Genomic DNA, 22,577 nt, shown 5'->3' with positions numbered 1-22,577 from the left:
ATTTTATCTGCTTAATGTGCTGAAGTACACATCGTCCAATCCTGGATGAATAGGTTCAAATCCGGCTTCTGGTTGTTGATCTGCTAATACATGAAGTTTTGTTTTTCCTGAAAAAAGACGAGTAGAGATGACATTAAAAGTAGATTGATAACTCCTCAAATCTTGTTTTTTAATGATTTTAGACCAGACTTTTCCTTCTAATTGTTGAGTTAATTCCAAAGGAATACCTCTAGCGATAATTTTTCCTTGATTCATAATGGCCATATGAGTGCATAGGTCTTTTACGTCCTCGACAATATGAGTCGATAGAATGATAATGATATGCTCACCTATTTCACTCAACAAATTCAGAAAGCGATTTCGTTCTTCAGGATCCAATCCAGCAGTGGGTTCGTCTACAATAATGAGCTTTGGATTTCCCAGCAATGCTTGGGCAATGCCGAAACGTTGTCGCATCCCTCCCGAAAAGGTATGAACCGCTTTTTTGCGATGTTGATATAGATTGGTTTGTTGCAATAGGGCTTCAACTTGTTCTTTACGTTCTTTTTTGTGGATAATACCTTTTAGTATAGCCATGTGATCCAATAGGTCCTGAGCAGACATTTTAGGGTAGACACCAAATTCCTGTGGGAGATATCCTAATTGAGTTCTGAGTTCCTGAGGTTGTTCAAGGATATCAATGCCATTAAACAAAATAGTACCTGTAGAAGGTTCTTGCAGAGTGGCTATCGTTCGCATCAAAGATGATTTCCCTGCACCATTAGGACCTAATAAACCAAACAAACCATTTTTTATGGTTAATGAAATGTCACTCAATGCTTGTACTTGATTAGGATAGGTTTTGGATACATTGGTTATCTGTAGCGTATTCATAAGACTTATTTTTAATTATGACACGAACCTACATGAGCTCCACATAAAAGCAGAATAATCTTCACCAACACTTCGATAACAGTGCAGATACCTTAAAAAAAGAAACCAATAGGATTCGTTGTAAAAAATGAAGTGTTCATACTAATTTTTATAGTGTCTGTTTATATAATTACTGCAAAGCACAAAGGATTGTTATTTTTGGAGTATGATCAGATTCTTAAAGAAATATAGAGCAGTTGTATATGGGTTTGTCATTCTTTTTATCATAATCCAGGGACTAACCTTTGTTGATTTTATCCGTATAGACCCTCAGGAAACATTGGTCAATATTCTTGGCTTTTTGTTTTGGGGAATGGTTGTTTCTGTAATTATTCATGCCATGCTTTTTCATCAAAAAGAAGGTGTTTTTTATTGGATGATTGGAAGTTGGGTGCTCTCACTCATCGGTTTTATGTTGGGAAGGTTTTTTGAATACAAAGTAGTGTCGCTTAGTTGTTTGTTCCTTTTTTTATCACTAGCTGTTATGTAATCTGGTCTTGGTATATGCAGCGATATCGAAAGAGAAAAGCGTTTGTCTTTTTAAAAGAGCGTAAGCTTTTTTTAATAAAATTGGTATCGTTATCAATAGTTTTTGTTGTAATGTTTTGGGTGGATGACTATATGAAAGTACCGGATAACCCAATTACCTTTGCATTACTTACCTTATTTTGGTTAGGCGTATTTAATATTTTAGCACCCAAGTTCTTTCAAAAATATAAAGTGCTGATCTTAGCGCTTTACGGATCGCTGTTGATTCTTTTCTTTTCATTTATCCTCTTTTTTGGTTCAAGAACACATGAGGAAAACCTGGACTTATTCTTTGTGTTTTTGTTTCCTATACCCTTATTTGCTTTGTTGTGGATCTATGATCAATGGAAATGGTTTCAAAACTTAAAAGCTGACAAAGCCAAAGCAGAATTAGCGTTATTAAAACAACAAGTAAACCCGCATTTCTTTTTCAATACGTTGAACAATCTTTATGGATTGGCAAAACGAAAATCTGACCAAACTCCCGATCTCATACTCAAATTGTCTGAGATTATGCGTTATGTAATCTACAAGGGCAAAGAAAATGAAGTAAAGTTGGAAGAGGAGATCGAATATCTTGAAAACTATATTGAAATTCAGGAGATCCGACAACATAAAAAGGTGGATATTCAATTTACAAAACGAATAGAAAAGGATGAGGTTATGATTCCTCCGCTTTTGTTTATTATCTTGTTAGAAAATGCGTTTAAACATGGTGTAGATAGTTTGATGTACGATGCTTTTGTGCATATTAAACTAGAGGTTGCCAATGGCAAGATTCTGTTTGAAGTAGTAAATAATTATGATACTTCCGTTCTGAATGAAACCAAAGGAATAGGAATAGAAAACTTAAAGAAACGACTAGAAATTGTATATGGTAATTCATATGCATTGGATTTTAAAACAGAAGAAGATATGTATAGTGCACAATTAACCATTACTTTCTAATTATGAATTATCTCATTATAGATGATGAACCCATAGCTCATACCATAATTGAAGATTATGCAGCATCGCTCAATGATCTAACATTAGCGGGAAACTGTTATAATGCAATAGAAGCTATGACTTTTCTTCAAAAGGAAAAAGTGGATCTTATCTTTTTGGATATTGAGATGCCAAAATTGAAAGGGTTGGACTTTCTACGAATGCTTACTGATCCGCCTTTGGTCATTATTACCTCGGCTTATTCAGAATTTGCGGTGGATAGCTATGAGTTAGAAGTGTGTGATTACCTCCTGAAACCTTTTTCTTTTGAACGGTTTTTGAAAGCATATACCAAGGTAGTCAAACATAAAGAAAGCTCTTCAAAAAAAGCACAACAGTTGCTGAAGCTACTAACACCAGTATTTTTCTTAAAGGAGATAAAGAGACACATCATGTGCAACTCGATACAATCAAATATCTGGAAAGTTATGGAAGTTATGTAAAGGTGTATCTGGAAGATAACATGTTACTTATTCATGAATCGATATCTTACTTTGAGACTCAATTACCAGCAGATAAATTTATTAGAGTACATCGTTCTTTTATGGTAAGCATCAAATCGATTAAAAGTATTGCGGGTAATCAAATCAAGATAGAAGGAGGTGTTATTCCCATTGGGCAATCCTATAAGGCAATGGTGAAGAAAAGACTTTTCTGAAATAACTTTAAATACACATAACACTCTTAACTTTTTAGGAATAGTAGCATAATCCAGGCTTAAAATTAAACTAAAGTAGTCAAAGCCGTAGGTTGTTAATTTTAAGAATCAATAACCTAACATACTTCAACAATGAAAAAATGTATTCTGGCTGCACTGGTTGTGCTAAGCCTTTTTAGTTGCGAAAACAATTACGATTTACCTTCAGAAGAAAATCAAAAAACTAACCAAAAAAATCAAAATTTTTATCTGGATCTTGCGTATCACCATGCACCTGTTCATTACCAGGATGTGGATCGAACCGGTTCGCATGGATTAAGTGGTAAAGCAGATTATATTACACGGTATGATTTTGACGGAGATCTAAATGCTAAGAACAATTGGAACAACATTGCCAATTCATCAAGAAAAGGAAATGCCGTAGGGTATTATTCTGTGGTAGAAACATCAACGCATTATTTTATTATTTATGCTTTTTTTCATCCAAGAGATTGGACAGACATTTGGTTTTTGTATCGACTTGATGAACACGAAAATGACCTCGAGGGGGTACTAACCATCGTAAAAAAGGATAATACGACTTATGGTGCTGCACTTGGCGCAGTTACCGTTTTTCACTCTGATTTTTATTCGTATAAAACATCAAATTCAGGTCTTACCGACGGAAATGAGGATATTGATGGTACCCTGACCTTACAAAATCACAATGGGATCAATCGTTTTAAAACCTCTGCCGAAGCAAAAGGACATGGGATCAAAGCCCATTCAAAACAAAAACCCGGTGGTAGTGATTATGTGGTGTACTATCCAAGTAAAACCAGTAGCGAATATCCTTCAGATATTTATGATAGAAATGTGAAGTACAAATTGGTAAATATTTTTGAGAACGGTGGGATGTGGGACCAACGTTTTACTACTAGCTTGTTTAGCAATGCCAAGTCATTTCAAAAATCCTATGGTAATGGTTCTGCAAATGCACCATGGAATTGGGACGATAAAAATGATGGAGGGAATCAAGGATTACTTGCAGGAGGAATGGCTTATTATCCTGCTCATTTGGTGGATGAGTATTTTAACGGACTAGGAAATTTCAGTAAAACCTATACCTATAATCCTTATTTGGGGATAGAATAGTAGTAGGTAAATAACTAATTAGCAGAGGGGTTAAAAGAATCTTTTAACCCCTCACTCATATAGAAATACTTTTGACCTTAAAAATTAACGTGTTTTTTCCCTAAAGTTATGTTAAACGATAATCAGTGGATAAAAGGTTTTATACTTTTCGGAGAAGATATAGCTCAACAAAATGATTAAGAATAGTATTACCCTCGTTTTTTTATGTCTCACAGTGTCCATTTTTGCTCAGAAACGAGCATTAACTCATGAAGACTATGATCTCTGGAAAAATATAACAGACACCAAAATATCCAACACCGGAAAATTAATTGTTTCGACTATCGAAACTACCACAAAACGAGGTGATGGATATATACAGATTTACAATACCGAAACGAAAAAAAGTTCACCGCTTTTAATGGATACGATGCTTCAATAACTGCAGACGAGCATTTTGTAATCTTCAAAAGAAAACCGTCGTACAACAGTGTTAGACAAGAAAAGAAGAAAGAGGTTAAAGAGGACGAAAGAGCAAAGGATAAGCTATTTATATATGATGTAAAAACGAACAAAATATATGATTCTATAGCCAGAGTGAGTGGGTATAAGGTTCCCGAAGTTTCTAATGGATGGTTAGTGATTGAGAATTTTAAGAAACAAAAACCTAAGGCTAAAGACGAAACTAAAAAAGATACGGTAAAACCAAAACTAGGAAAAGGATACAAGCAATCTTATGCATTGGTTTATGATCTAAAATCCAAAAGAACAGATACTATTTTTCAAATTAAGGATTTTGTAATTCCTGAAAAAGGGGATGCATTTTACTATACCACAACAAATCATATAGGTGGGAAAAAGAAAAAAGGAAATCAGGTAAGGAAAAGAGATGTAGGGATCTTTGCATACGATATACTTTCTGGAACAAAAACGGTAATAGATTCTACAAGATATTTGTATGATAAATTAGCTGTAGATAAAACTGGAGAACACTTTTCGTTTATGGCTGCGAAGGACTCTACACATCTGGATTCGATTCGATATGAGTTGTTTTATTATGGGGATAAGCAATTAGCCAACTTGGTGGATACCCAAGGAAAAAATATTAGAAATAATTGGGAATTAGGAAACGGGAAAGCGTCATTCTTTTCTGAGAATAGTAATCGACTATATTTTTATTCAAAGCCAAAAGTGACGTATAAAAAGGATACAACCTTTTTGGATGATGAAATCCCTCAAGTTGATGTTTGGAATTGGAACGATAAAATGATACAACCCGAACAAAAAGCCAGGATTAAGGACTTAAAAAATGAAGCGTACATATCTTACTACGACCTTGAAAAAAAATCAGTGGTTGAGATTCAAGACGAAACCTTTAAGGATGTCCTTTTTGATAAAAACAGAGAGCAAAGATTTATTTTGGGAGCTACGGGAGCTCCTTATGATGTAGAACGGTCTTGGAATTTCCCTTGGACCAGAGATTTTTATGTAATCGATACCTATACAGGTAAGAAGCGTTTATCTCTTACCAAAACTGCATTGCAACCTTTTTTATCGCCTGATGGGAAGTATGCATTGTATTATGATATGGAGCAAAAACATTGGTTTTCTCTGAATCTGGAGACTTTAGAAAAAAAGAACCTTACCCAAAAATTAAAAGTGGCTTTTTATGATGAGGATGATGATCATCCTGCATTGCCTTTTATGTATGGCTTCGGAGGGTTTGATAAAGTTGGTAATGGATTGATTTATGATAAGTTTGATGTTTGGAAGGTGTCTTTATCGGGAAATACAAAACCTGTAAATATCACAGGTAACGGAAGAAAAAAGAACATTGAATATAGAACCTTAAGATTGGATGAAGAAAATCCTAACCTTGCTTCCTACAGTAATAATGAGTTGTTGATTACCAGTTTCAATAAAACTACTAAGTCATCAGGATTATATACTTTGACAGATACAGGTATGAAAGAAAAAATAAAATCGACAACATATTTTATAAATCGATATAAAAAGGCAAAAGAAGCAGATGTTTTTACCTTTCAGCAACAAAACTTCGACACCTTTCAAGATTTGCATTATACGGATTCTAATTTTCAAAAGAATACACAACTAACTGATGTAAATCCTCAGAAAAAAGATTTTAAATGGGGAACTGCAGAGCTATTTACTTGGAAAAGTTACGATGGGAAAAAACTAGAGGGGATTATTTATAAACCCGAAGATTTCGACCCTTCAAAAAAATACCCATTGATCACGTATTTTTATGAGAAAAGATCGGATAGCTATCACACCTATTATACGCCAAGACCCAGCGCATCTGTTGTAAATCCTTCTTATTTGGTAAGTAATGGGTATATCATGTTTGTCCCAGATATTGTTTATGAAGATGGGAAACCTGGACCTAGTGCTTACAATTGTATAGTTTCTGGTGTAGAGGCTTTAGAAAAGTTAGGATATGTTGATAGCGCAAACATGGCACTTCAAGGGCAAAGCTGGGGTGGATATCAGGTAGCCTATTTGATCACGGTAACCAACAAGTTTAAAGCGGCTATGGCTGGTGCTCCCGTGAGTAATATGACATCGGCCTATGGAGGAATCCGTTGGCAATCAGGATTGAGTAGAGCATTTCAATACGAACGATCTCAAAGTAGAATAGGGAAGAATTTATGGGATGGTTTTGATTTGTATATAGAGAATTCTCCATTATTTGGAATTCCAAAAATTGAAACCCCATTATTGATGATGCATAACGATAGTGATGGTGCGGTGCCTTACTATCAGGGGATTGAGATGTTTATGGGGATGCGAAGACTGCAAAAACCAGTTTGGCTTTTGGTTTATAATGATGAACAACACAACCTGAGAAAAGAAAAAAACAGACAGGACTTATCTATAAGAATGATGCAGTTTTTTGACCATTATTTGCAAGGTAAGCCTGCTCCAGTATGGATGACAAAAGGTGTTTCTAGGGTAGATAAAGGAAAATATTTTGGTTATGATCTGGAACAAAATGGTTCAGCAGCTCCAAAAACCACTATTCCCAGTTCCAATAGATAAGATGCCATTTGGTAGTGTTATCTTCGTAGACAATTAGATCTTTAAAACCAATAGCATAATGGGCATTGAGTGACCGGGTATTACTTGCAGCGACTTCTGTAATTAATAGATCGTACTTGGTGTTCAATTCATCACGCATTTTGGTATATAAACCTCTGAAAATGCCTTGTTTTCTGTACGCTTTATCTATACAAATTTGTCCCATTACTAGATATGAAGACTTTCCTTGTAATTCCTCATCTATTTTTAAAAACATAGGTTGTAATACTGGGATCTGATCTTTAAAGTCTTTGACCATAGATAATGCATAACCAACCACATTACTTTCATGTTTTGCAATGATATGAGGTTGCCTATCATGCATTTTTTTAAAATATCAAGATCATGCTCAACGGTTACAAAACCCTCTCGTTCTTTTTCTGTTTTAGAAATTGAAACCGGTAAATTCGTTTTTTGAAGTTGAAGAATTTGTTGTAACTCTTTTGTAGAAGAAGTAATGGTATAGGTAATATCTTTCATAGGATAAAAATACGGTCAATCTATATCTTTTGGTAGAATTAGGAGCATAATTTTTGTAGTAGGTTTCTGAAATCTAATGGTCTTTGTACCTTTGAACCGTGTTACCAGAAAAACTTATTAAACGACTAGATGAACGCAGTGCCAAAAATGCACTACGAACCTTAAAAACCCAAAGCGATTTGGTTGATTTTGCATCCAATGATTATTTGGGATTTGCAATGTCTTCGTTTATTTTTGATAAGGCCTATCAAATTCTTGCTCAAAACAACCTTCATCACAACGGAGCAACGGGTTCTCGTTTACTCACAGGGAATCACAAATTGTATACAGAAACCGAAAACTTTTTGGTGAGATATCACAATGCTGAATCTGCTCTGATCTTTAACTCTGGGTATGATGCTAATATTGGTTTCTTTTCTAGCGTACCACAACGTGGGGATGTGATCTTTTTTGATGAATTGATTCATGCTTCTATCCGAGATGGTATCCAGATGAGTCATGCCAAATCGTATAAGTTTAAACACAATGATCTGGAGGATTTGAGCAAAAAGCTTGAGCAATTAACTTCAAAAAATGAAGAACATCAACACTCGGGAGATGTATATGTTGTTACCGAATCTGTATTTTCAATGGATGGTGACAGTCCAGATCTGAAGGAGCTCGTCAATTTGAGCAAAACATATGGTTTTTTTCTAATCATTGATGAAGCTCATGCTACAGGAGTATTTGGGGCAAATGGAGTCGGTTTGCTACAACAATTAGGGATAGCGCAAGAAGTGTTTGCGCGCATAATCACCTTTGGTAAAGCTATGGGGTGTCATGGAGCTGCAGTCTTAGGATCAAAGATATTACAACAGTATTTGGTTAATTTTGCCAGAAGCTTTATTTATACTACTGGACTACCGGTACATGCAATAGCGACAATTCAAGCAGCGTATGGAGAATTGCAGCGTACAGACGAAACCAAAAAATTGATGGAAAACATCAGGTATTTTAGACAGAAGCTAAAGGATTATCAAATAGCATCCCTATGTATTGATAGTAACTCGGCAATACAGTGCTGCATTATTTCGGGTAATGAAAAAGTAAAAAAAATTGCACAAGGATTACAAGAGAAAGGTTTTGATGTAAAACCCATTATGTCTCCTACGGTACCTCTCGGAAAAGAACGTTTGCGTTTTTGTTTACACAGCTATAATTCTAAAGAAGAAATTGATGAAGTTTTAAAGCTGTTGGCTACCTTTGTTTAAAACTTTAAAGACATAATTATGCCTGGCAAATCAAAGGCAACTCCTAAAAAGATATTCATAACCGGGATAAGCACAGAAGTTGGTAAAACTGTTACTTCAGCAATTGTTGTAGAAGCATTACAAGCAGATTACTTTAAACCTGTGCAGGCCGGAGATCTGGATTTTTCGGATACCGATAAGGTGAAAAAACTGGTTTCTAATTCAAAATCGGTATTTCATAAAAACAGCTATGCTTTGCATACGCCTATGAGTCCTCATGCCGCGGCAGCAATAGATGATCTTGTTATCGAAAAAAGTAACATAACACTTCCAGAAACAGATAATCATCTGGTGATTGAAGGTGCGGGAGGATTGTTGGTACCGCTTAATGATACCGATACGATAATGGATTTGATAGCACCAGATTATAAAGTAATCGTGGTATCAAGACATTATTTAGGAAGCATAAATCATACCCTAATGACGGTTAAGATTCTAAAAGAGCAAGGTTTTGATGTTTCTATCATTTTTAGCGGAGATGAACATAAAACAACCGAAGAAATCATTAAAAAAATGGCAGATGTTCCCGTGATCGGGAGAATCGAAAATGAGCCTTTTTTTGATACTAGCGTAATCAAAGAATATGCAGAGCTGTTTCAGGAAAAATTGGAGAAGTTATGAAGGTAGGACAAGACAATAAAGTAAGCGATTTGATGATTGAGGAGAATGGACTGAGAGCACGTGATCAAAAACACATTTGGCATCCGCTTACGCAACACAAAATTCATCCAGAAGCATTGCCTATTGTAAAAGCAAAAGGAGCTTTGTTGTATGATGAATCGGGGAAAGAATATATCGATGGGATCGCATCGTGGTATACTGCAATGTATGGACATTGTAATGAGTATATATTGGCAAAGGTTGGAAAACAAATGCAACAACTCGATCAAATTGTATTTGCAGGATTTACCCACGAACCTGCTATTCAACTTTCTGAAGCATTAATTGAAATATTACCAGAAAATCAGGAAAAAATATTCTTTTCGGATAATGGTTCAACAGCAAATGAGGTTGGGATCAAGATGGCATTGCAATACCATTTTAATCGAGGAGAAAAGAGGAATACGATTATTGCTTTTGAAGATGGTTTTCATGGGGATACCTTTGGAGCGATGTCTGCATCGGGTTTGTCGGTGTATAACGGACCATTTGAAGATTTTTTTATTGATGTACAACGTATTCCAACTCCAAATGCCAACAATATTGATGAGGTAATTGAGAAATTACATAATATTATCGATTCAAATTCTGTTGCAGCTTTTATTTATGAACCTTTGGTTCAAGGGGCCAATGCTATGCATATGTTTGATGCAAAGTATATCAACCAAATTCTTAAGATCTGTAAAGAAAATGAGGTGATCACCATTGCAGATGAGGTGATGACAGGTTTTGGTAAAACGGGGAGTATGTTTGCCTCAGATATCATAGAGACTAAACCCGACATCATTTCAATGTCCAAAGCACTTACTGCAGGATTTGTACCGATGGCTGTGACGAGCTGCACTCAGAATATTTATGATGCTTTTCTTGACGATTCTGTAGGTAAAGCGTTTTTTCATGCGCATACTTACTCTGCTAATCCTATAGCATGTGCAGCAGCATTGGCAGGTATAGAATTATTACAAAGCGAGGAGTATCAAAATCATATCCAAAGAATAACGGCTTCGCATCAAGAGTTTGATCAAAAAATTAAGAATCATCCCAAAATAAAAACGACCAGACAACAAGGAGTGATCTATGCGTTGGATTTACAGATTGAGATGGATCGATATGGAAAAAAGAGGTATGAGATTTTTGATCATTTTATGCAAAAGGGAGTCTTTTTAAGACCTCTGGGGAACACTATTTATATTCTCGCGCCATATGTTGTAAGTACAGAACAGCTGGACAAAATGTATGAAGCTATACTTGAGCTATTGGAAAATGTTTAGTAAGATATTCACAAATAAAAAACTATAAAGAGGCTAAGAGTCGCTTAGCATAGTTTTTGGATAGTTTTTCGGGATTTCGGTAGTAATTAAAGCTGGTTTGGTCTATTTGGTAGCAATCCGATAAGTACTTGATCTCATTTTCAAACTTTTCCTTTTGATAGTCATCAAAGGATTCTTTGAATTTTAAAAAGCTATCAGATATCCCCTCAAAAACGATGATTCCATCACTTTCTAAGATCTCTGAGAATGACTCAAAATCCTTTGAATGATGTTTACTTGGTAATTTTTGAAACATTAGGGGTACGGTTTGCTTAACACAAAAGTAACTTTTTTTTAACAAAAAGAAATGAATCCAATGTTAAGAATCACCATAAATCTTGTGCGTAAATTCTTATAAATCAAAGAGGGTATCTTCTTGTAATTGTTCTTCCAAACAACTTTTGAATTGCTCTTTATGATCCACAAAAAATGCCAGAGTGGTGAAGGTTTTTTTCATTCCATAAAGTCCATAGAGTACCTGCTCCTCCTTTAATGTGATGATCACATTATGAGATTCTAACTCCCCAAGAGGGGATAATTTACGGGTAGATGTATTCCATTCCAAATCTTTGCTGTTTATTTCAACAGATTCAATATGATGCAAATCGATACTGGTTTCACTCAAGATTCCATATCTTAAGTGTAGTTGATTATTGTCTATAGAGATAGGTCTTTTCATCAGAGATTTCAGAAAGCCAAAAATTTGAATTCCTGAATATACACTGATCCCGGAAACAATACAGGCAGCAATTGTACTCCATTTTTCCAGAAGTACGTGTAATACATAAGTTTCTATGCCGATGATAGGGATGAGTGCAATTAATAATGAAATTGTTCCGCTATTTTTGTGATAAGTAAATTCATTTTTGGATATAACACGTTTGCTCCAATACAAAAAGCCATAATAGAAAACAGCTATTTCCATAGCTAATAAAGTCCCTACTTTACCAGAAAATATTTCTGCACAAGCATTTTTGAGTGCCGAAAAAAGTCCGGAATAGATTGAGCTCGGTCACGATATAGGGCAAAGGTCCGTTTTACTTTATACAAGATAAAGGTAACCACTCCTAATTCTACAATAGGAAAGATCCAGGTTTTCACCCATTGCAACAAGGTTTGGTGTTCCTTGGGAAGAATATTGGAGGTAATGATCATCCCTAGCACAAAAACAGGAACAATCGTAATTTTAGGAATGTTTTTCTTTTTGATCAACAAAAGATAAATGATCGGTATCGTAAAGAGTAAATCGATGGTTACACCCTTAGCCAGTAAACCAGGGTTTTGATCAAATAATTTTGAAGAAGCTAGCCAAACCAATATACCAATGAATAATAAAGGTATTCCGATCGTAGCAATATTGATTTTATTCAAAGCCTTCGTCATCGTCGATTTTTTGTTCGTATCCTAATAAGTCAATTTGTTCATCGGTCTCAGAAATGATCACATACATTTCAGAATATTCCCACTGATCATTTGTTTTGGTACCCACAACATAAACTCTTGCTTCACCTTTTGGTCCTTTTATGGGTACAGAAATATTGGCATCACCTACATTATTTTTATAAGAAAGATTTCCTTGCATGATTCCGTTGGTTTCTATAGGCTCTCCAAGTATTTCTATGACATAATCATCTTGTTTTACCTTGGCAAGAGCGTCTTTGTAGGGATCAGAATTGGTCATAAGTTCACTTACTCCAAAAATTACAGATCCTAGAAATACAAAAAATAAAATGATAATGGTCAAACAGCCTCCTACCGGAACTGCCCAACCCCAGTTTCTTGCAAACCAACTTTTTTGTCGCTCTTGATGTGCCATAGGGTGATGAATATTAGTGTTTAACTATAGGTAGTTGAGATCTCTATTTTGTTACTAATTTTAACGATTTACTCTAGTAAAAATAGCACATAAGTGTTGAACAAAATTGAACAAACCCCTACATTTGCCAAAACTTAAGAATTGCAACAATCAATATCTATTACTGGGATCGCATCTATTTCTCCTCTAGGAGTTTCTGAGGATGAAATCTGGGAGAATTACAAGAATCAGAATCATTGTATTTCTATTCGGGATTTTGGTAAACAAGCTACCATAGTAGCAGAACTCACCAAACAGGCGAAGCAATTTATTTCTGAATTGAGAGAGGAGAATCACCATTATGAAAATCTAGACGATTCGGTGCTTTTTGGAATATTTTCGGCTAGAAAAGCAATTGCCTACGCAGGTTGGGGCGAGGACAAGAATTTTGGAATCAACATAGGTTCTTCAAGAGGCGCTACTAAGTTATTTGAGAAGTATCACCAAGAATTTTTGGAAACCGGAAATTCGTCCACTTTGAGTTCTCCTACGACTACTCTTGGTAATATATCTTCCTGGATTGCCCATGACTTGCAAAGCGTAGGTCCAGACATTAGCCATTCCATTACATGTTCTACTGCATTACATGCGTTGTTAAATGGTGTAGCCTGGATTCAATCAGGGTTAACTGATAAGTTTTTGGTTGGTGGTAGCGAGGCACCGCTTACTGATTTTACTATTGCCCAGATGAAAGCTTTAAAAATCTATGCTTCAGATACCAATTCGGTATATCCTTGTCAGGCACTACAGTTGGATAAAAAGAGAAATTCGATGTTTTTGGGCGAAGGTGCGGCTGTAGCCTGTTTAGAAAAAGGGCGACAAGAAAATGCGATTGCCTTGGTAAAAGGTATTGGATATGCTACAGAAACATTAAAGCACAATATTTCGATATCCACCAATGCAGATTGTTTTCAAAAATCGATGAGAATGGCTTTACAAGGGAATGAAGATCAGGAAGTCGATTGTGTGATTATGCATGCTCCTGGAACAACCAAAGGAGATCTGGCAGAATACAATGCTATTCAAGAGGTTTTTAGGAATAAAAAATTACCAGCGCTCACAACAAACAAATGGAAGATTGGACATACTTTTGGTGCTAGTGGGATTTTGAGCATAGAAATGGCTATATTGATGCTAAAACATCAGAGATTTATATCGGTGCCGTTTGTAAAGAATACTACAAACCCCGATCAAATACGAAGAATTATAGTGAATGCCGTAGGTTTTGGAGGAAATGCGGTAAGTATATTATTAGAAGCACCCTAACGTATTAAGGCTTTAAATCGTCTTACTGTTGGTAAAAACAACGAATTTGATGTTTTGAAGTTGTGTTTTTTGATTTTAAACAATTACTTTTGAACACTTACATATCTTATTTATGAGCGTTATTAGACACGATTGGACAAAGGAAGAAATCCTTGATATTTATAATAAACCAATGATGGATTTACTTTATGAAGCGGCTAGCATTCATAGAGAACATCACGATCCTAATACAGTACAGGTATCTACCCTTTTATCTATAAAAACAGGAGGTTGCCCAGAAGATTGCGGGTACTGTCCGCAAGCTGCAAGGTATCATACAGATATCGAAGGAAATGATCTAATGAGTGTACCGCAGGTAAAAGCACAGGCACTTCGAGCAAAAGCTTCAGGAAGTTCCAGAGTTTGTATGGGTGCTGCTTGGCGTAATGTAAAAGATGGTCCTGAGTTTGAAAGTGTATTAGAAATGGTACGCACTATCAACAAATTGGATATGGAGGTATGTTGTACTTTAGGGATGATTACCGAAAATCAGGCGCAACGATTGGCTGAAGCTGGTTTGTATGCATATAATCATAATTTAGATACTTCTGAAGAGTACTACAAAGAAGTCATCTCTACAAGAGGATATGAAGATCGTTTAAAAACGATTGATAATGTTCGAAAAACAAATGTTACCGTTTGTAGCGGTGGTATTATCGGAATGGGAGAAAATGTTGAGGATCGTGCAGGAATGTTGGTAGCCTTGTCAAAACTAAGTCCGCAACCAGAGTCAGTTCCTATTAATGCACTTGTAGCGGTTGAAGGAACTCCCATGGAAGACGAGAAACCAGTAGCTATTTGGGATATGATTAGAATGGTAGCAACCACTCGAATTGTAATGCCAAAAACCCAGGTACGTTTGTCTGCAGGAAGAACGGAAATGAGTAGAGAAGGACAAGCAATGTGTTTCTTTGCTGGAGCTAATTCTATTTTTGCCGGAGATAAATTGTTGACCACACCTAATCCTGATGTGAATGAAGACATGGAAATGTTTTCGTTACTAGGATTGATTCCGCAAAAACCATTTGTTAAGAAAGCACAGCCCGAAACTGTAGAATCTGCAGATTCTAAGTTCGAATCAATGGGCGAAAAACCAAAGTGGTCAAGACCAGGCCATACAATTGAAAGAAATGAAAGCGCTAAAAACAACGCCAAAAAGGCCGTAGCAGATAAATAAACAATTTTTTCGTTTTAAAATTATTTTCATCCTAAGTGAAATTAAATTTAGAGCAAATACCAAGGGTAACATCAATTACCAAAGAGGAGTTCCTTTCACAATATGTCGCATTACAAAAGCCTGTAGTTATCGAGCGATTGATTGTGGATTGGCCCGCATTTAAGAAATGGGATCTGGATTACATTGGTAAAATAGCAGGAGAAAAAGAAGTACCGATTTATGATGATCGACCTATTTCTTCAGAGTTTAAATTTAATGAAGCTCATGCCAAAATGAAAATGAGCGAGTATATCGACTTGCTTAAAAAAGGCCCAACAAATTATAGAATCTTTCTGTACAACTTACTAAAAGAAGTGCCCGAGCTTCAACAAGATTTTAGGTATCCAGATATTGGTTTGAAGTTTATGAAAAAGCTGCCTTTCCTATTTTTTGGAGGCAGTGGATCCAAAGTCTTCATGCATTATGATATCGACTTAGCTAATATATTTCATTTCCATTTTCATGGAGAAAAGCAATGCATTTTGTTTCCTCCTTCTGAAACGAAATACCTTTACAAGGTGCCACATGCGCTTATTTCTCACAACGATATAGATTTTACGAATCCAGATGTGGAGAAGTGGCCTGCCCTAAAAAAAGCCAAGGGATATGTTACTAATCTGAAACATGGAGAAACATTGTATATGCCAGAAGGATATTGGCATCAAATGACGTATTTGACTCCAGGTTTTTCAATGAGTATACGTTCTGTTCCCAAAAACCTTAGAAACTTTGCAGAAGCTACGTATAATGTGTTTTTTATGCGTTATTTTGATAACTTTATGAGAAAACGAAGGGGGCAGCAGTGGATCGATTACAAAAACGAAATGGCCATCCGAAAGACACATTCCAATCTTAATTTGTAGAAGGACGTGCATCTTACAAGCATGTAAAACGATAATCGGTTAGAGATTTAGTTCATTTACTTTCTCAAAGACCAATTGGTTTTCCCACCCTCTGTAGATCAGGTAATCTATTAGTTTCTTTTTTTCTTATAGCGATCTTTTTCGGTCAGGGAAGCGTATTTTTTATCGGCAAGTTCATGAAATGTCTCGAGATAACTAGATTCTGGAATTTCTTTTAGTGCAGTTTTAATATTGTACGCTGATATATTTCTGAATTTTAGTTCTCTTACGATTCTTTGTTTACCCCATTTTTTAATACGAAATTTTCCTCTGGCAAAGCTTTTGGCAAATCGTTCTTCGTTTAAGAAATTATGTTCCAGCAGGTGTAGAATGATCTGTTCTTTGGCCTCTGGGATAAGTCTCATCCCGCCTAGTTTTTCCATTACTTCTTTATGGCAACGTTCTTGGTAAGCGCAATATCGCTCCATTTTATTGAGAGCTTCGGCAACAGTGATAGACTCAGGGGCTTTTTGATTCATTCAATAATGATAAGGTAAAAATGCCTATAAAGATAAAACTAAAAATTCATTAGAGATAGCGTCTTTTTTTGTGACGCTATTTGTTTCCAAAAACTTTATCAATTTAATTTCTTCAGGTTTTCCCTTTAGATCATTAATTATGTTTTTTTTGGTTAGTTTTTTAAGTTGTAATGGGGTGTATTTGGTTTTGAAATAGTATGGATTAAACAACTTCAAACCCATACGAAATTTAGTGGTCTCTTTGTAAATCTGCATCCACTCGTTTTGAGCAATAAATTCACATGGATTTCCATTTGGCAGGGTACTAAAATGAAAAGGATCTATGTCTTTTTCATTAATTTCTGAAAGAATAGCGTCTGGTTTCAGGTTAGTTGTATTTATGGGGTTAGGGATATAGTATAAAAGTACTTCTAATTTGTGAATGATAGCAAAGGCATCTATCTTATTCATGCCTTGAAAATGCTTCAATATCGCTATCAATTTTTGAGATTGATCTTTCATAATGTATTGGTATTGTTTTAGATATTATGATATGAGTAGTTTATAGCGTTAATCGTATTTAAAGATATTTCTGAATTGATAAAACACACGTTCTATTATTTTCAAATCTTCAGTAATAATACCTGCAGACCCTGTCATCTCACGATTAAACAGCAGTGTTTTTCCATAAGTAGTTTTTAAATCTTTAGGAAGGTTTACTTCAACATAGTAATTGCCCTGTTCGTCTGGGGATAATGACATACTTATAACCTGACCTTTCAGCATACCAAATTCTTGATAGGGATAGTTTTCTAATTTCACTAAGACGTCTTGATTGGATTTGATTTTTCCGGTTTTACTGGCAGCAGCTGTTATTTTTCCAACAAGGGGAGAGTTGGTCGGAAGAATAGTAAGTACGTTTTCTCCAGCTTTTACAAATTGATTTTTTCCCCAATACTTTTGAAAACTTACTTTACCATCAATAGAGGCAATTAATAAGTAATTTTGCTCCCATTGGGTAATGGATCTCTTTAGTTGTTTGTAAGATGATATGACTTCTTTCAGGTATTTTGTATCATTTTGGATTCTGTTGATATTTGATCCTTTGATTCCGCGTTGAGCATTGTTTTTGGATTCCTGGACTTGTGAGATATTAATTTTGGTGTTTTCGTAGTTTCGTTGTGCTTGTAAGTATTCTAATTCTTTGTTTTCGAGTTCAACTTTGGAAATAACTCCTTTTTCATAGAGTGTTTGCGTTCTTTCCATGTCCGTTTTTCTTACTTCAAGCTCTTTTTTTCTATCGTCCTTTGTACTTCTAAAACATTTATTCTACTATTCAATTCAGAAAGAACCTGCTGTCCAGAAAGTGTTTCTAGAGAAAATGGATTCAGGTCTTTATTGAGTAAGAAATCGCTATATGATTTTTCAAAAAGTGCATAATCTTGCTCTAGTTCACCTAATGATAAAAATTCTGTTATATGCGTAGGGAAATTAAAATTTTGATAATCCGTAGTTAAGGTATCTGTTAAGGATTTTAATAATAAGAAATCCTCAAAATTAGCGGTGTTTTCGATCACAGCCAAAATTTGTCCTTGTTTTACTTCTTGCTGATCTTCAACAAGAAGTTTAACAATGCGTCCGCTAGACTTAGCTTCAATTTTTTCGACGGGTATTTCTGTTGTGATTTTTATTTTCGAAGTAATGACATCTGGGTATGAGATCACACAACTTGCTGCCAAAACAATGAGTATTACAAAGAAAACAACGGTAATACCCCATCTTGTCATCCAATTGGGAGGAGTGCTTAATATTTCTTCTACTTCTTCAGAGCGTAACTCTAATTGTTCTAAGGTTTTGTTTTTTTGTTCAGACATAGTATTTAAGCGTTTATAAGGATAGATGGATCTGATGATAATAACTTTGAATTTTGTGTGGTGGAATCATTAAGTTTCTCCAAGTCCAATTGATTTTTTACAAGTTGATAGTATTTCCCGCCTAGATCTACTAATTCATGATGTGTTCCTTTTTCTACAATTTTACCCTGGTCCAAAACCACAATTTGATCTGCATTTTTAACTGTGCTTAGTCGATGTGCAATTACTACTGCTGTTCTTCCTTTAAAAAAAGTATCTAGATTTTCCATAATGATTTTTTCATTATTGGCGTCCAATGCGCTTGTGGCTTCGTCGAAGAAGATAAAATTTGGGTTTTTGTAGACCGCCCTGGCAATTAACAAACGCTGTTTTTCTCCTCCACTTAATCCAATACCTTCGTTACCAATTTGAGTATTGTAGCTTAGAGGAAGACTTTCTATGAAGTTTTTGATATTGGCCAGCTTAACTGCATTTGATAATCTTTTCTTATCAATATGACTTTCTCCCAGGGCAATATTGTTCGCGATAGTATCATTAAATATGTACCCATCTTGCATTACTACTCCACATACATCTCTCCATGATTTTTGCGAGATGTTTTGAAAATTTTGCTCACCAAGTTTTATGCTTCCTTTGCTTGGATTGTAAAAACGCATTAGCATTTTCATTAATGTAGTCTTTCCGCTTCCTGAAGCTCCTACTATGGCAGTGGTTTTATTTCTGGGAATTGTAAGATTCATGTTCTCAATAACAGATTCTTCGGCACCAGTATACCTAAAATTAAGGGCTTCTATAATGATATCATTTTCTTTAGGGATTTCGTGAATGGTAATGTCTTTAAAATCCTCTTCGTTTTTTCTGTCATGGATTTCTTTCAGTCTTTCTAGGCTTATTTTTGCATCCTGGGTTTCTTGTATGAATTGTAGTAATTGAGAAATGGGACTATTAAGTTGACCTATTATATATTGAATCGACAACATCATACCCAGAGTAATTTGACCATTTAAGACCAAAGAAGCTGAAACGAATGTAATTAAGATGTTTTTGAATTGATTGATCGATGACGATCCTATGGTCTGCATTTGCTCAAGAGACAGCCCTTGTGTAGCAACTTTAAAGAGACGAATTTGAATAAATTCCCATCCCCATCGTTTTTGTCTTTCGGCATTGTGTAATTTAATTTCTTGCATTCCTTCAATGAGCTCTATCGTTTTACTTTGATCATCACTCATCTGCGAAAAACGTTTATAATCTAATTCTTTTCTTCTTTTCATAAAAAAGAGAATCCATAAGATCATAAAAGCACTTCCGGCAGCAAAAATTCCGAAGATTTTAAGGTTATAGTATATAAGAACTACACTAAAAATGATAATATTAAAAAAAGAGAACAGTGTATTCAAGGAAGAATTAGTAAGTAATCTTTCAATTCTCTGATGATCATTTATCCGTTGCATCAGATCTCCGGTCATTCTTGTATCGAAATAAGAAATGGGTAAATTCATTAGCTTGATAAAGAAATCCGATACCAAAGAAATATTTACACGAGAACTTAAGTGCAATAGAATCCAGCCTCGAATGGCTTCAATGCTTATTTGACCAACAAATAACATTATCTGCGCCCCTAGAATCAGGTAAATGAAGTTAATGTCTTGATTTTGAATACCTATATCTACAACACTTTGAGTAAGAAAAGGAAATAATAATTGAAGTAAACTTCCTGCGAGTAATCCAACAACTAGTTGAAGGATTAGCTTTTTATACTTTGATAAGTATCTAAATAAAAAGGAGAAACCTGATTTATGATCAAAATTGTCCCAATCTGTGTCATAGAATTTTGGGGTGGTATCTAATAAAAGAGTGAGTCCTTCTTGAGTTTTTTGATCTGCATTTTTACCTATCCATGATTCTATAAACTCTTCTTTGTTATATTCAATTAACCCATAAGAGGGATCAGAAACATATATAATGTCATCCTTGATTTTATAAACTACTACAAAATGACGTTTTTTCCAGTGTACAATACAAGGAAAAGGTACGTCTTGTTTAAAAGTGTCATAATCTGTTTTAACACCAACTGCTTTGAAACCAAGATTTTCTGCTCCTTCAGCAAGGCCAAGAAAAGAACTTCCTATTCTTGTAGTTTGAGTAAGGTTTCTTATCGTTTCGAGTGGGATAGTTTTACCATTGTGCTTGCTTATTATTCGCAAACATGTGGGTCCACAATCCTTTGCTCCTGGCTGTTTGTAAAAAGGGAAATTTTTCAAAGCTTTCAGATTTTAATAGTGTTTTACATTTGTTTAATTATAGATTGTTCGTGATCAATATCTATGAATTCAGAACTAGGATGATACTTAAGATCTTCGTCATTTATTAAATCTTGAATGAAGTAATCCAAGTGCTCTATATCATATGTTTTTGGGAATAGGTATCCATTGATAAATACAATAGGAGTAAAATCCAGATTATTTTGAGCGTACCATTTTTTATGATTTAGGGATGTTTTTTGGATGGCCTCATGGTCAAAATCGTGCTTGTATTTGGAAAGCCAGTCCTGAATGTTTTGATTTTCAAACCAATCAGCAAGTGCTAGGTTGAACGTGTTCTTGTCTTCTTGTATTTGTAAACTAAATAGGTTTTGACAAAATAGTCTATCGTCATCATATTCGTCAAGGAGATCTACATTTAGAACAGTGCTGAAATTTATTTTTTCAGGATATCGTGCTAAGATTTTTTCTGTAGTAAGGTGGACTCTTTTACAGAAATCACAGAAAGGATCGGATACTATGTTGATATTGAGTTTGTTATTGTTGTTGTAATCAACCAAATCCTTAGGAAGATGAAAAGGTTTTTGTTTTAGGATTTCTTCTTTAAATCGAGGATAGTTTCTTATAAACCGAATGGCTTTGATTTTAAATTCTTTCAGTTCCTTTATCTTGATAAGATTTCTTTTGATTGCTACCCATGAAATAGAAATCATAACATAAATGAAGAATAAAAGACCAAATGATTGTATCGTGTACGTATTTGCCTGTCCCAGAGTAAATTCTAGATAAATGTATTCATTTAGTAATAGGGTAATAATCATTAGGCATATAAAACACCATTTTTTGATTACGAATTTTTGGAAATACAGAGCAAGCAGAACAACCGGTAACCCGAGATATAATAACAGCTTTTGATAAATGAAGTATTCATTGATCAATCCAGAAAAACTAAGGATTAGATAAGAAATTAATTGTGAGGAAAAGAAAATAAGACTTAGGTCAGAAAAGTTTATTTTAGAAAATAGTGAGATTCCTTTTGAATGTATTACAGATTGGCAATCTGTTGTAGTACTCTTGATGCAAAATTTATGTAGCGCATGGTCCGGATCATCAAGCCATAAATCTTTCACAGCAGTTAGAGATAATAAAATACCAATAATAGGAAATATATAAAATAGGGCATGCCATGGACTATCGTAACTTAGGTAAACACTGGCTGGAATTAGGATCAGCAATGCTAAGTACACGGATTTTTTTAAGGTTGTTTTTTTGGCTGGTTGATCATCCTCTAAAATCAAAACGATTCCTCTCCAAAGTTTTTTAATAGAATCAACTGAGACTTTTTGAGAATTAAGGAAATAACTACCTTTTTTTTCTCGAGATATTTAAAATTGTGTATTCTAGAATCTCCTTTTAGAAGGGTTAGGTATTTATCATGTTCGTAATCAACTTGGTCAAAAGTAGTATTGTAAACACTGTGTTGTATGTCGAAATACTCCAATGTATCTACTATGGATAACAAATTTGGATAACTAGGATGAGAAGTTAATTGTAAAACAAACATCTCTTTATTTACCGAAATATTTTCTTTTCTGAAGTATTTTAAAAGCGACTCGATAATATGATTAGTATCCATAAACGAATTTTTAATAGTTAACAATGGAATT

25 protein-coding genes and 1 pseudogene are annotated in these 22,577 nt (G+C 34.8%); 13 read left to right on the top strand and 13 right to left on the bottom strand.

Features of this window, described 5'->3' with window-relative positions; all coding sequences use genetic code 11:
* Positions 1 to 3: 3 nt before the first annotated feature.
* Positions 4 to 873 (bottom strand): ABC transporter ATP-binding protein, encoded by an 870-nt coding sequence (locus AC0L3Q_RS24050; RefSeq protein ID WP_473283619.1) that lies wholly within the window; start codon positions 871 to 873, stop codon positions 4 to 6.
* 205 nt (positions 874 to 1,078) lie between these two features.
* On the opposite strand from AC0L3Q_RS24050, the gene AC0L3Q_RS24045 reads away from it, so the two are divergent.
* From AC0L3Q_RS24045 to AC0L3Q_RS24015, 7 genes are all read left to right on the top strand, one after another.
* On the top strand, positions 1,079 to 1,402 hold the full coding sequence (locus AC0L3Q_RS24045; protein ID WP_473283617.1) for a hypothetical protein: 324 nt from the start codon (positions 1,079 to 1,081) through the stop codon (positions 1,400 to 1,402).
* Between the two features lie 131 nt (positions 1,403 to 1,533).
* Positions 1,534 to 2,388 carry a sensor histidine kinase gene (locus tag AC0L3Q_RS24040; RefSeq protein ID WP_473283616.1) on the top strand — a complete coding sequence of 285 codons (855 nt, stop codon included), beginning with the start codon at positions 1,534 to 1,536 and terminating at the stop codon, positions 2,386 to 2,388.
* 2 nt (positions 2,389 to 2,390) lie between these two features.
* Positions 2,391 to 2,870 (top strand): LytR/AlgR family response regulator transcription factor, encoded by a 480-nt coding sequence (locus tag AC0L3Q_RS24035; protein WP_473283614.1) that lies wholly within the window; start codon positions 2,391 to 2,393, stop codon positions 2,868 to 2,870.
* Positions 2,822 to 3,085 (top strand): LytR/AlgR family response regulator transcription factor, encoded by a 264-nt coding sequence (locus AC0L3Q_RS24030; RefSeq protein ID WP_473283612.1) that lies wholly within the window; start codon positions 2,822 to 2,824, stop codon positions 3,083 to 3,085. Before AC0L3Q_RS24035 ends, AC0L3Q_RS24030 begins: the two co-directional genes overlap by 49 nt.
* 132 nt (positions 3,086 to 3,217) lie before the next feature.
* On the top strand, positions 3,218 to 4,219 hold the full coding sequence (locus tag AC0L3Q_RS24025) for a hypothetical protein (RefSeq protein ID WP_473283609.1): 1,002 nt from the start codon (positions 3,218 to 3,220) through the stop codon (positions 4,217 to 4,219).
* 172 nt (positions 4,220 to 4,391) lie between these two features.
* Positions 4,392 to 4,640, top strand: coding sequence for a hypothetical protein (locus AC0L3Q_RS24020; protein ID WP_473283606.1), 249 nt, complete (start codon positions 4,392 to 4,394; stop codon positions 4,638 to 4,640).
* 155 nt (positions 4,641 to 4,795) lie between these two features.
* Positions 4,796 to 7,258, top strand: a complete 2,463-nt coding sequence (locus AC0L3Q_RS24015) for an alpha/beta hydrolase family protein (RefSeq protein ID WP_473283603.1) — start codon at positions 4,796 to 4,798, stop codon at positions 7,256 to 7,258.
* Here the strand turns inward: AC0L3Q_RS24015 and AC0L3Q_RS24010 are convergent.
* Positions 7,236 to 7,622, bottom strand: a complete 387-nt coding sequence (locus tag AC0L3Q_RS24010) for a GNAT family N-acetyltransferase (RefSeq protein ID WP_473283600.1) — start codon at positions 7,620 to 7,622, stop codon at positions 7,236 to 7,238. The genes AC0L3Q_RS24015 and AC0L3Q_RS24010 overlap by 23 nt on opposite strands.
* A 253-nt stretch (positions 7,623 to 7,875) precedes the next feature.
* Between AC0L3Q_RS24010 and AC0L3Q_RS24005 the strand changes: the two genes are divergently transcribed.
* Genes AC0L3Q_RS24005 through bioA form a run of 3 tightly spaced genes read left to right on the top strand, consistent with a single transcriptional unit; the run spans position 7,876 to position 10,997 of the window.
* On the top strand, positions 7,876 to 9,027 hold the full coding sequence (locus AC0L3Q_RS24005) for an aminotransferase class I/II-fold pyridoxal phosphate-dependent enzyme (protein WP_473283598.1): 1,152 nt from the start codon (positions 7,876 to 7,878) through the stop codon (positions 9,025 to 9,027).
* 18 nt (positions 9,028 to 9,045) lie between these two features.
* Positions 9,046 to 9,687 carry a dethiobiotin synthase gene (gene bioD, locus AC0L3Q_RS24000; protein WP_473283595.1) on the top strand — a complete coding sequence of 214 codons (642 nt, stop codon included), beginning with the start codon at positions 9,046 to 9,048 and terminating at the stop codon, positions 9,685 to 9,687.
* Entirely contained in the window at positions 9,684 to 10,997 is a 1,314-nt protein-coding gene (gene bioA, locus AC0L3Q_RS23995; protein WP_473283592.1) for an adenosylmethionine--8-amino-7-oxononanoate transaminase, read from the top strand. The genes bioD and bioA overlap by 4 nt, the downstream gene beginning before the upstream one ends.
* A 22-nt stretch (positions 10,998 to 11,019) precedes the next feature.
* Here the strand turns inward: bioA and AC0L3Q_RS23990 are convergent, their stop codons facing one another.
* The 4 genes from AC0L3Q_RS23990 to AC0L3Q_RS23975 form a co-directional block, all read right to left on the bottom strand.
* Complete coding sequence (locus tag AC0L3Q_RS23990; protein ID WP_073318543.1) at positions 11,020 to 11,292, bottom strand: hypothetical protein; 273 nt, start codon at positions 11,290 to 11,292, stop codon at positions 11,020 to 11,022.
* A 96-nt stretch (positions 11,293 to 11,388) separates the two neighbouring features.
* Entirely contained in the window at positions 11,389 to 11,961 is a 573-nt protein-coding gene (locus tag AC0L3Q_RS23985; RefSeq protein ID WP_473283590.1) for a hypothetical protein, read from the bottom strand.
* Positions 11,962 to 11,975: 14 nt separating this feature from the next.
* Positions 11,976 to 12,419, bottom strand: a complete 444-nt coding sequence (locus tag AC0L3Q_RS23980) for a hypothetical protein (RefSeq protein ID WP_473283587.1) — start codon at positions 12,417 to 12,419, stop codon at positions 11,976 to 11,978.
* Positions 12,400 to 12,852, bottom strand: coding sequence for a cytochrome c oxidase assembly factor Coa1 family protein (locus tag AC0L3Q_RS23975; protein WP_473283584.1), 453 nt, complete (start codon positions 12,850 to 12,852; stop codon positions 12,400 to 12,402). The genes AC0L3Q_RS23980 and AC0L3Q_RS23975 overlap by 20 nt, the downstream gene beginning before the upstream one ends.
* Before the next feature lie 141 nt (positions 12,853 to 12,993).
* Between AC0L3Q_RS23975 and AC0L3Q_RS23970 the strand changes: the two genes are divergently transcribed.
* The 3 genes from AC0L3Q_RS23970 to AC0L3Q_RS23960 all read left to right on the top strand — a co-directional run bounded on the left by AC0L3Q_RS23970 (position 12,994) and on the right by AC0L3Q_RS23960 (position 16,275).
* Positions 12,994 to 14,157, top strand: coding sequence for a beta-ketoacyl synthase N-terminal-like domain-containing protein (locus AC0L3Q_RS23970; protein ID WP_473283582.1), 1,164 nt, complete (start codon positions 12,994 to 12,996; stop codon positions 14,155 to 14,157).
* A 112-nt stretch (positions 14,158 to 14,269) separates the two neighbouring features.
* On the top strand, positions 14,270 to 15,373 hold the full coding sequence (bioB, locus tag AC0L3Q_RS23965; protein WP_473283580.1) for a biotin synthase BioB: 1,104 nt from the start codon (positions 14,270 to 14,272) through the stop codon (positions 15,371 to 15,373).
* A 35-nt stretch (positions 15,374 to 15,408) separates the two neighbouring features.
* Positions 15,409 to 16,275, top strand: a complete 867-nt coding sequence (locus AC0L3Q_RS23960) for a cupin-like domain-containing protein (protein ID WP_473283578.1) — start codon at positions 15,409 to 15,411, stop codon at positions 16,273 to 16,275.
* 39 nt (positions 16,276 to 16,314) lie between these two features.
* Here AC0L3Q_RS23960 and AC0L3Q_RS23955 read toward each other — a convergent pair.
* From AC0L3Q_RS23955 to AC0L3Q_RS23925, 7 genes and pseudogenes are all read right to left on the bottom strand, one after another.
* Positions 16,315 to 16,793: pseudogene (locus tag AC0L3Q_RS23955) on the bottom strand (regulatory protein RecX).
* Positions 16,794 to 16,817: 24 nt separating this feature from the next.
* Entirely contained in the window at positions 16,818 to 17,294 is a 477-nt protein-coding gene (locus AC0L3Q_RS23950; RefSeq protein WP_473283576.1) for a hypothetical protein, read from the bottom strand.
* A 48-nt stretch (positions 17,295 to 17,342) separates the two neighbouring features.
* Positions 17,343 to 18,038 (bottom strand): HlyD family secretion protein, encoded by a 696-nt coding sequence (locus AC0L3Q_RS23945; RefSeq protein WP_473283574.1) that lies wholly within the window; start codon positions 18,036 to 18,038, stop codon positions 17,343 to 17,345.
* An 11-nt stretch (positions 18,039 to 18,049) separates the two neighbouring features.
* Entirely contained in the window at positions 18,050 to 18,646 is a 597-nt protein-coding gene (locus AC0L3Q_RS23940; RefSeq protein WP_473283572.1) for a hypothetical protein, read from the bottom strand.
* Positions 18,647 to 18,651: 5 nt separating this feature from the next.
* Positions 18,652 to 20,910, bottom strand: coding sequence for a peptidase domain-containing ABC transporter (locus tag AC0L3Q_RS23935; protein ID WP_473283570.1), 2,259 nt, complete (start codon positions 20,908 to 20,910; stop codon positions 18,652 to 18,654).
* A gap of 23 nt (positions 20,911 to 20,933) precedes the next feature.
* Complete coding sequence (locus tag AC0L3Q_RS23930) at positions 20,934 to 22,157, bottom strand: vitamin K epoxide reductase family protein (RefSeq protein ID WP_473283568.1); 1,224 nt, start codon at positions 22,155 to 22,157, stop codon at positions 20,934 to 20,936.
* A 47-nt stretch (positions 22,158 to 22,204) separates the two neighbouring features.
* Complete coding sequence (locus AC0L3Q_RS23925) at positions 22,205 to 22,546, bottom strand: hypothetical protein (protein ID WP_473283566.1); 342 nt, start codon at positions 22,544 to 22,546, stop codon at positions 22,205 to 22,207.
* Positions 22,547 to 22,577 lie beyond the last annotated feature (31 nt).

The organism is Aquimarina sp. KJ22-3 (assembly GCF_055808215.1).
This window is presented reverse-complemented; position numbering and strand designations above follow the sequence as displayed.

Bases quoted from the DNA above. Each gene is read 5' to 3' on its own strand.
- AC0L3Q_RS24050 (WP_473283619.1), bottom strand. From the start codon at position 873: ATGAATACGCTACAGATAACCAATGTATCCAAAACCTATCCTAATCAA.
- AC0L3Q_RS24045 (WP_473283617.1), top strand. From the start codon at position 1,079: ATGATCAGATTCTTAAAGAAATATAGAGCAGTTGTATATGGGTTTGTC.
- AC0L3Q_RS24040 (WP_473283616.1), top strand. From the start codon at position 1,534: ATGAAAGTACCGGATAACCCAATTACCTTTGCATTACTTACCTTATTT.
- AC0L3Q_RS24035 (WP_473283614.1), top strand. From the start codon at position 2,391: ATGAATTATCTCATTATAGATGATGAACCCATAGCTCATACCATAATT.
- AC0L3Q_RS24025 (WP_473283609.1), top strand. From the start codon at position 3,218: ATGAAAAAATGTATTCTGGCTGCACTGGTTGTGCTAAGCCTTTTTAGT.
- AC0L3Q_RS24020 (WP_473283606.1), top strand. From the start codon at position 4,392: ATGATTAAGAATAGTATTACCCTCGTTTTTTTATGTCTCACAGTGTCC.
- AC0L3Q_RS24010 (WP_473283600.1), bottom strand. From the start codon at position 7,622: ATGCATGATAGGCAACCTCATATCATTGCAAAACATGAAAGTAATGTG.
- bioD (WP_473283595.1), top strand. From the start codon at position 9,046: ATGCCTGGCAAATCAAAGGCAACTCCTAAAAAGATATTCATAACCGGG.
- bioA (WP_473283592.1), top strand. From the start codon at position 9,684: ATGAAGGTAGGACAAGACAATAAAGTAAGCGATTTGATGATTGAGGAG.
- AC0L3Q_RS23990 (WP_073318543.1), bottom strand. From the start codon at position 11,292: ATGTTTCAAAAATTACCAAGTAAACATCATTCAAAGGATTTTGAGTCA.
- AC0L3Q_RS23985 (WP_473283590.1), bottom strand. From the start codon at position 11,961: ATGGAAATAGCTGTTTTCTATTATGGCTTTTTGTATTGGAGCAAACGT.
- AC0L3Q_RS23980 (WP_473283587.1), bottom strand. From the start codon at position 12,419: ATGACGAAGGCTTTGAATAAAATCAATATTGCTACGATCGGAATACCT.
- AC0L3Q_RS23975 (WP_473283584.1), bottom strand. From the start codon at position 12,852: ATGGCACATCAAGAGCGACAAAAAAGTTGGTTTGCAAGAAACTGGGGT.
- bioB (WP_473283580.1), top strand. From the start codon at position 14,270: ATGAGCGTTATTAGACACGATTGGACAAAGGAAGAAATCCTTGATATT.
- AC0L3Q_RS23950 (WP_473283576.1), bottom strand. From the start codon at position 17,294: ATGAAAGATCAATCTCAAAAATTGATAGCGATATTGAAGCATTTTCAA.
- AC0L3Q_RS23945 (WP_473283574.1), bottom strand. From the start codon at position 18,038: ATGGAAAGAACGCAAACACTCTATGAAAAAGGAGTTATTTCCAAAGTT.
- AC0L3Q_RS23940 (WP_473283572.1), bottom strand. From the start codon at position 18,646: ATGTCTGAACAAAAAAACAAAACCTTAGAACAATTAGAGTTACGCTCT.
- AC0L3Q_RS23925 (WP_473283566.1), bottom strand. From the start codon at position 22,546: ATGGATACTAATCATATTATCGAGTCGCTTTTAAAATACTTCAGAAAA.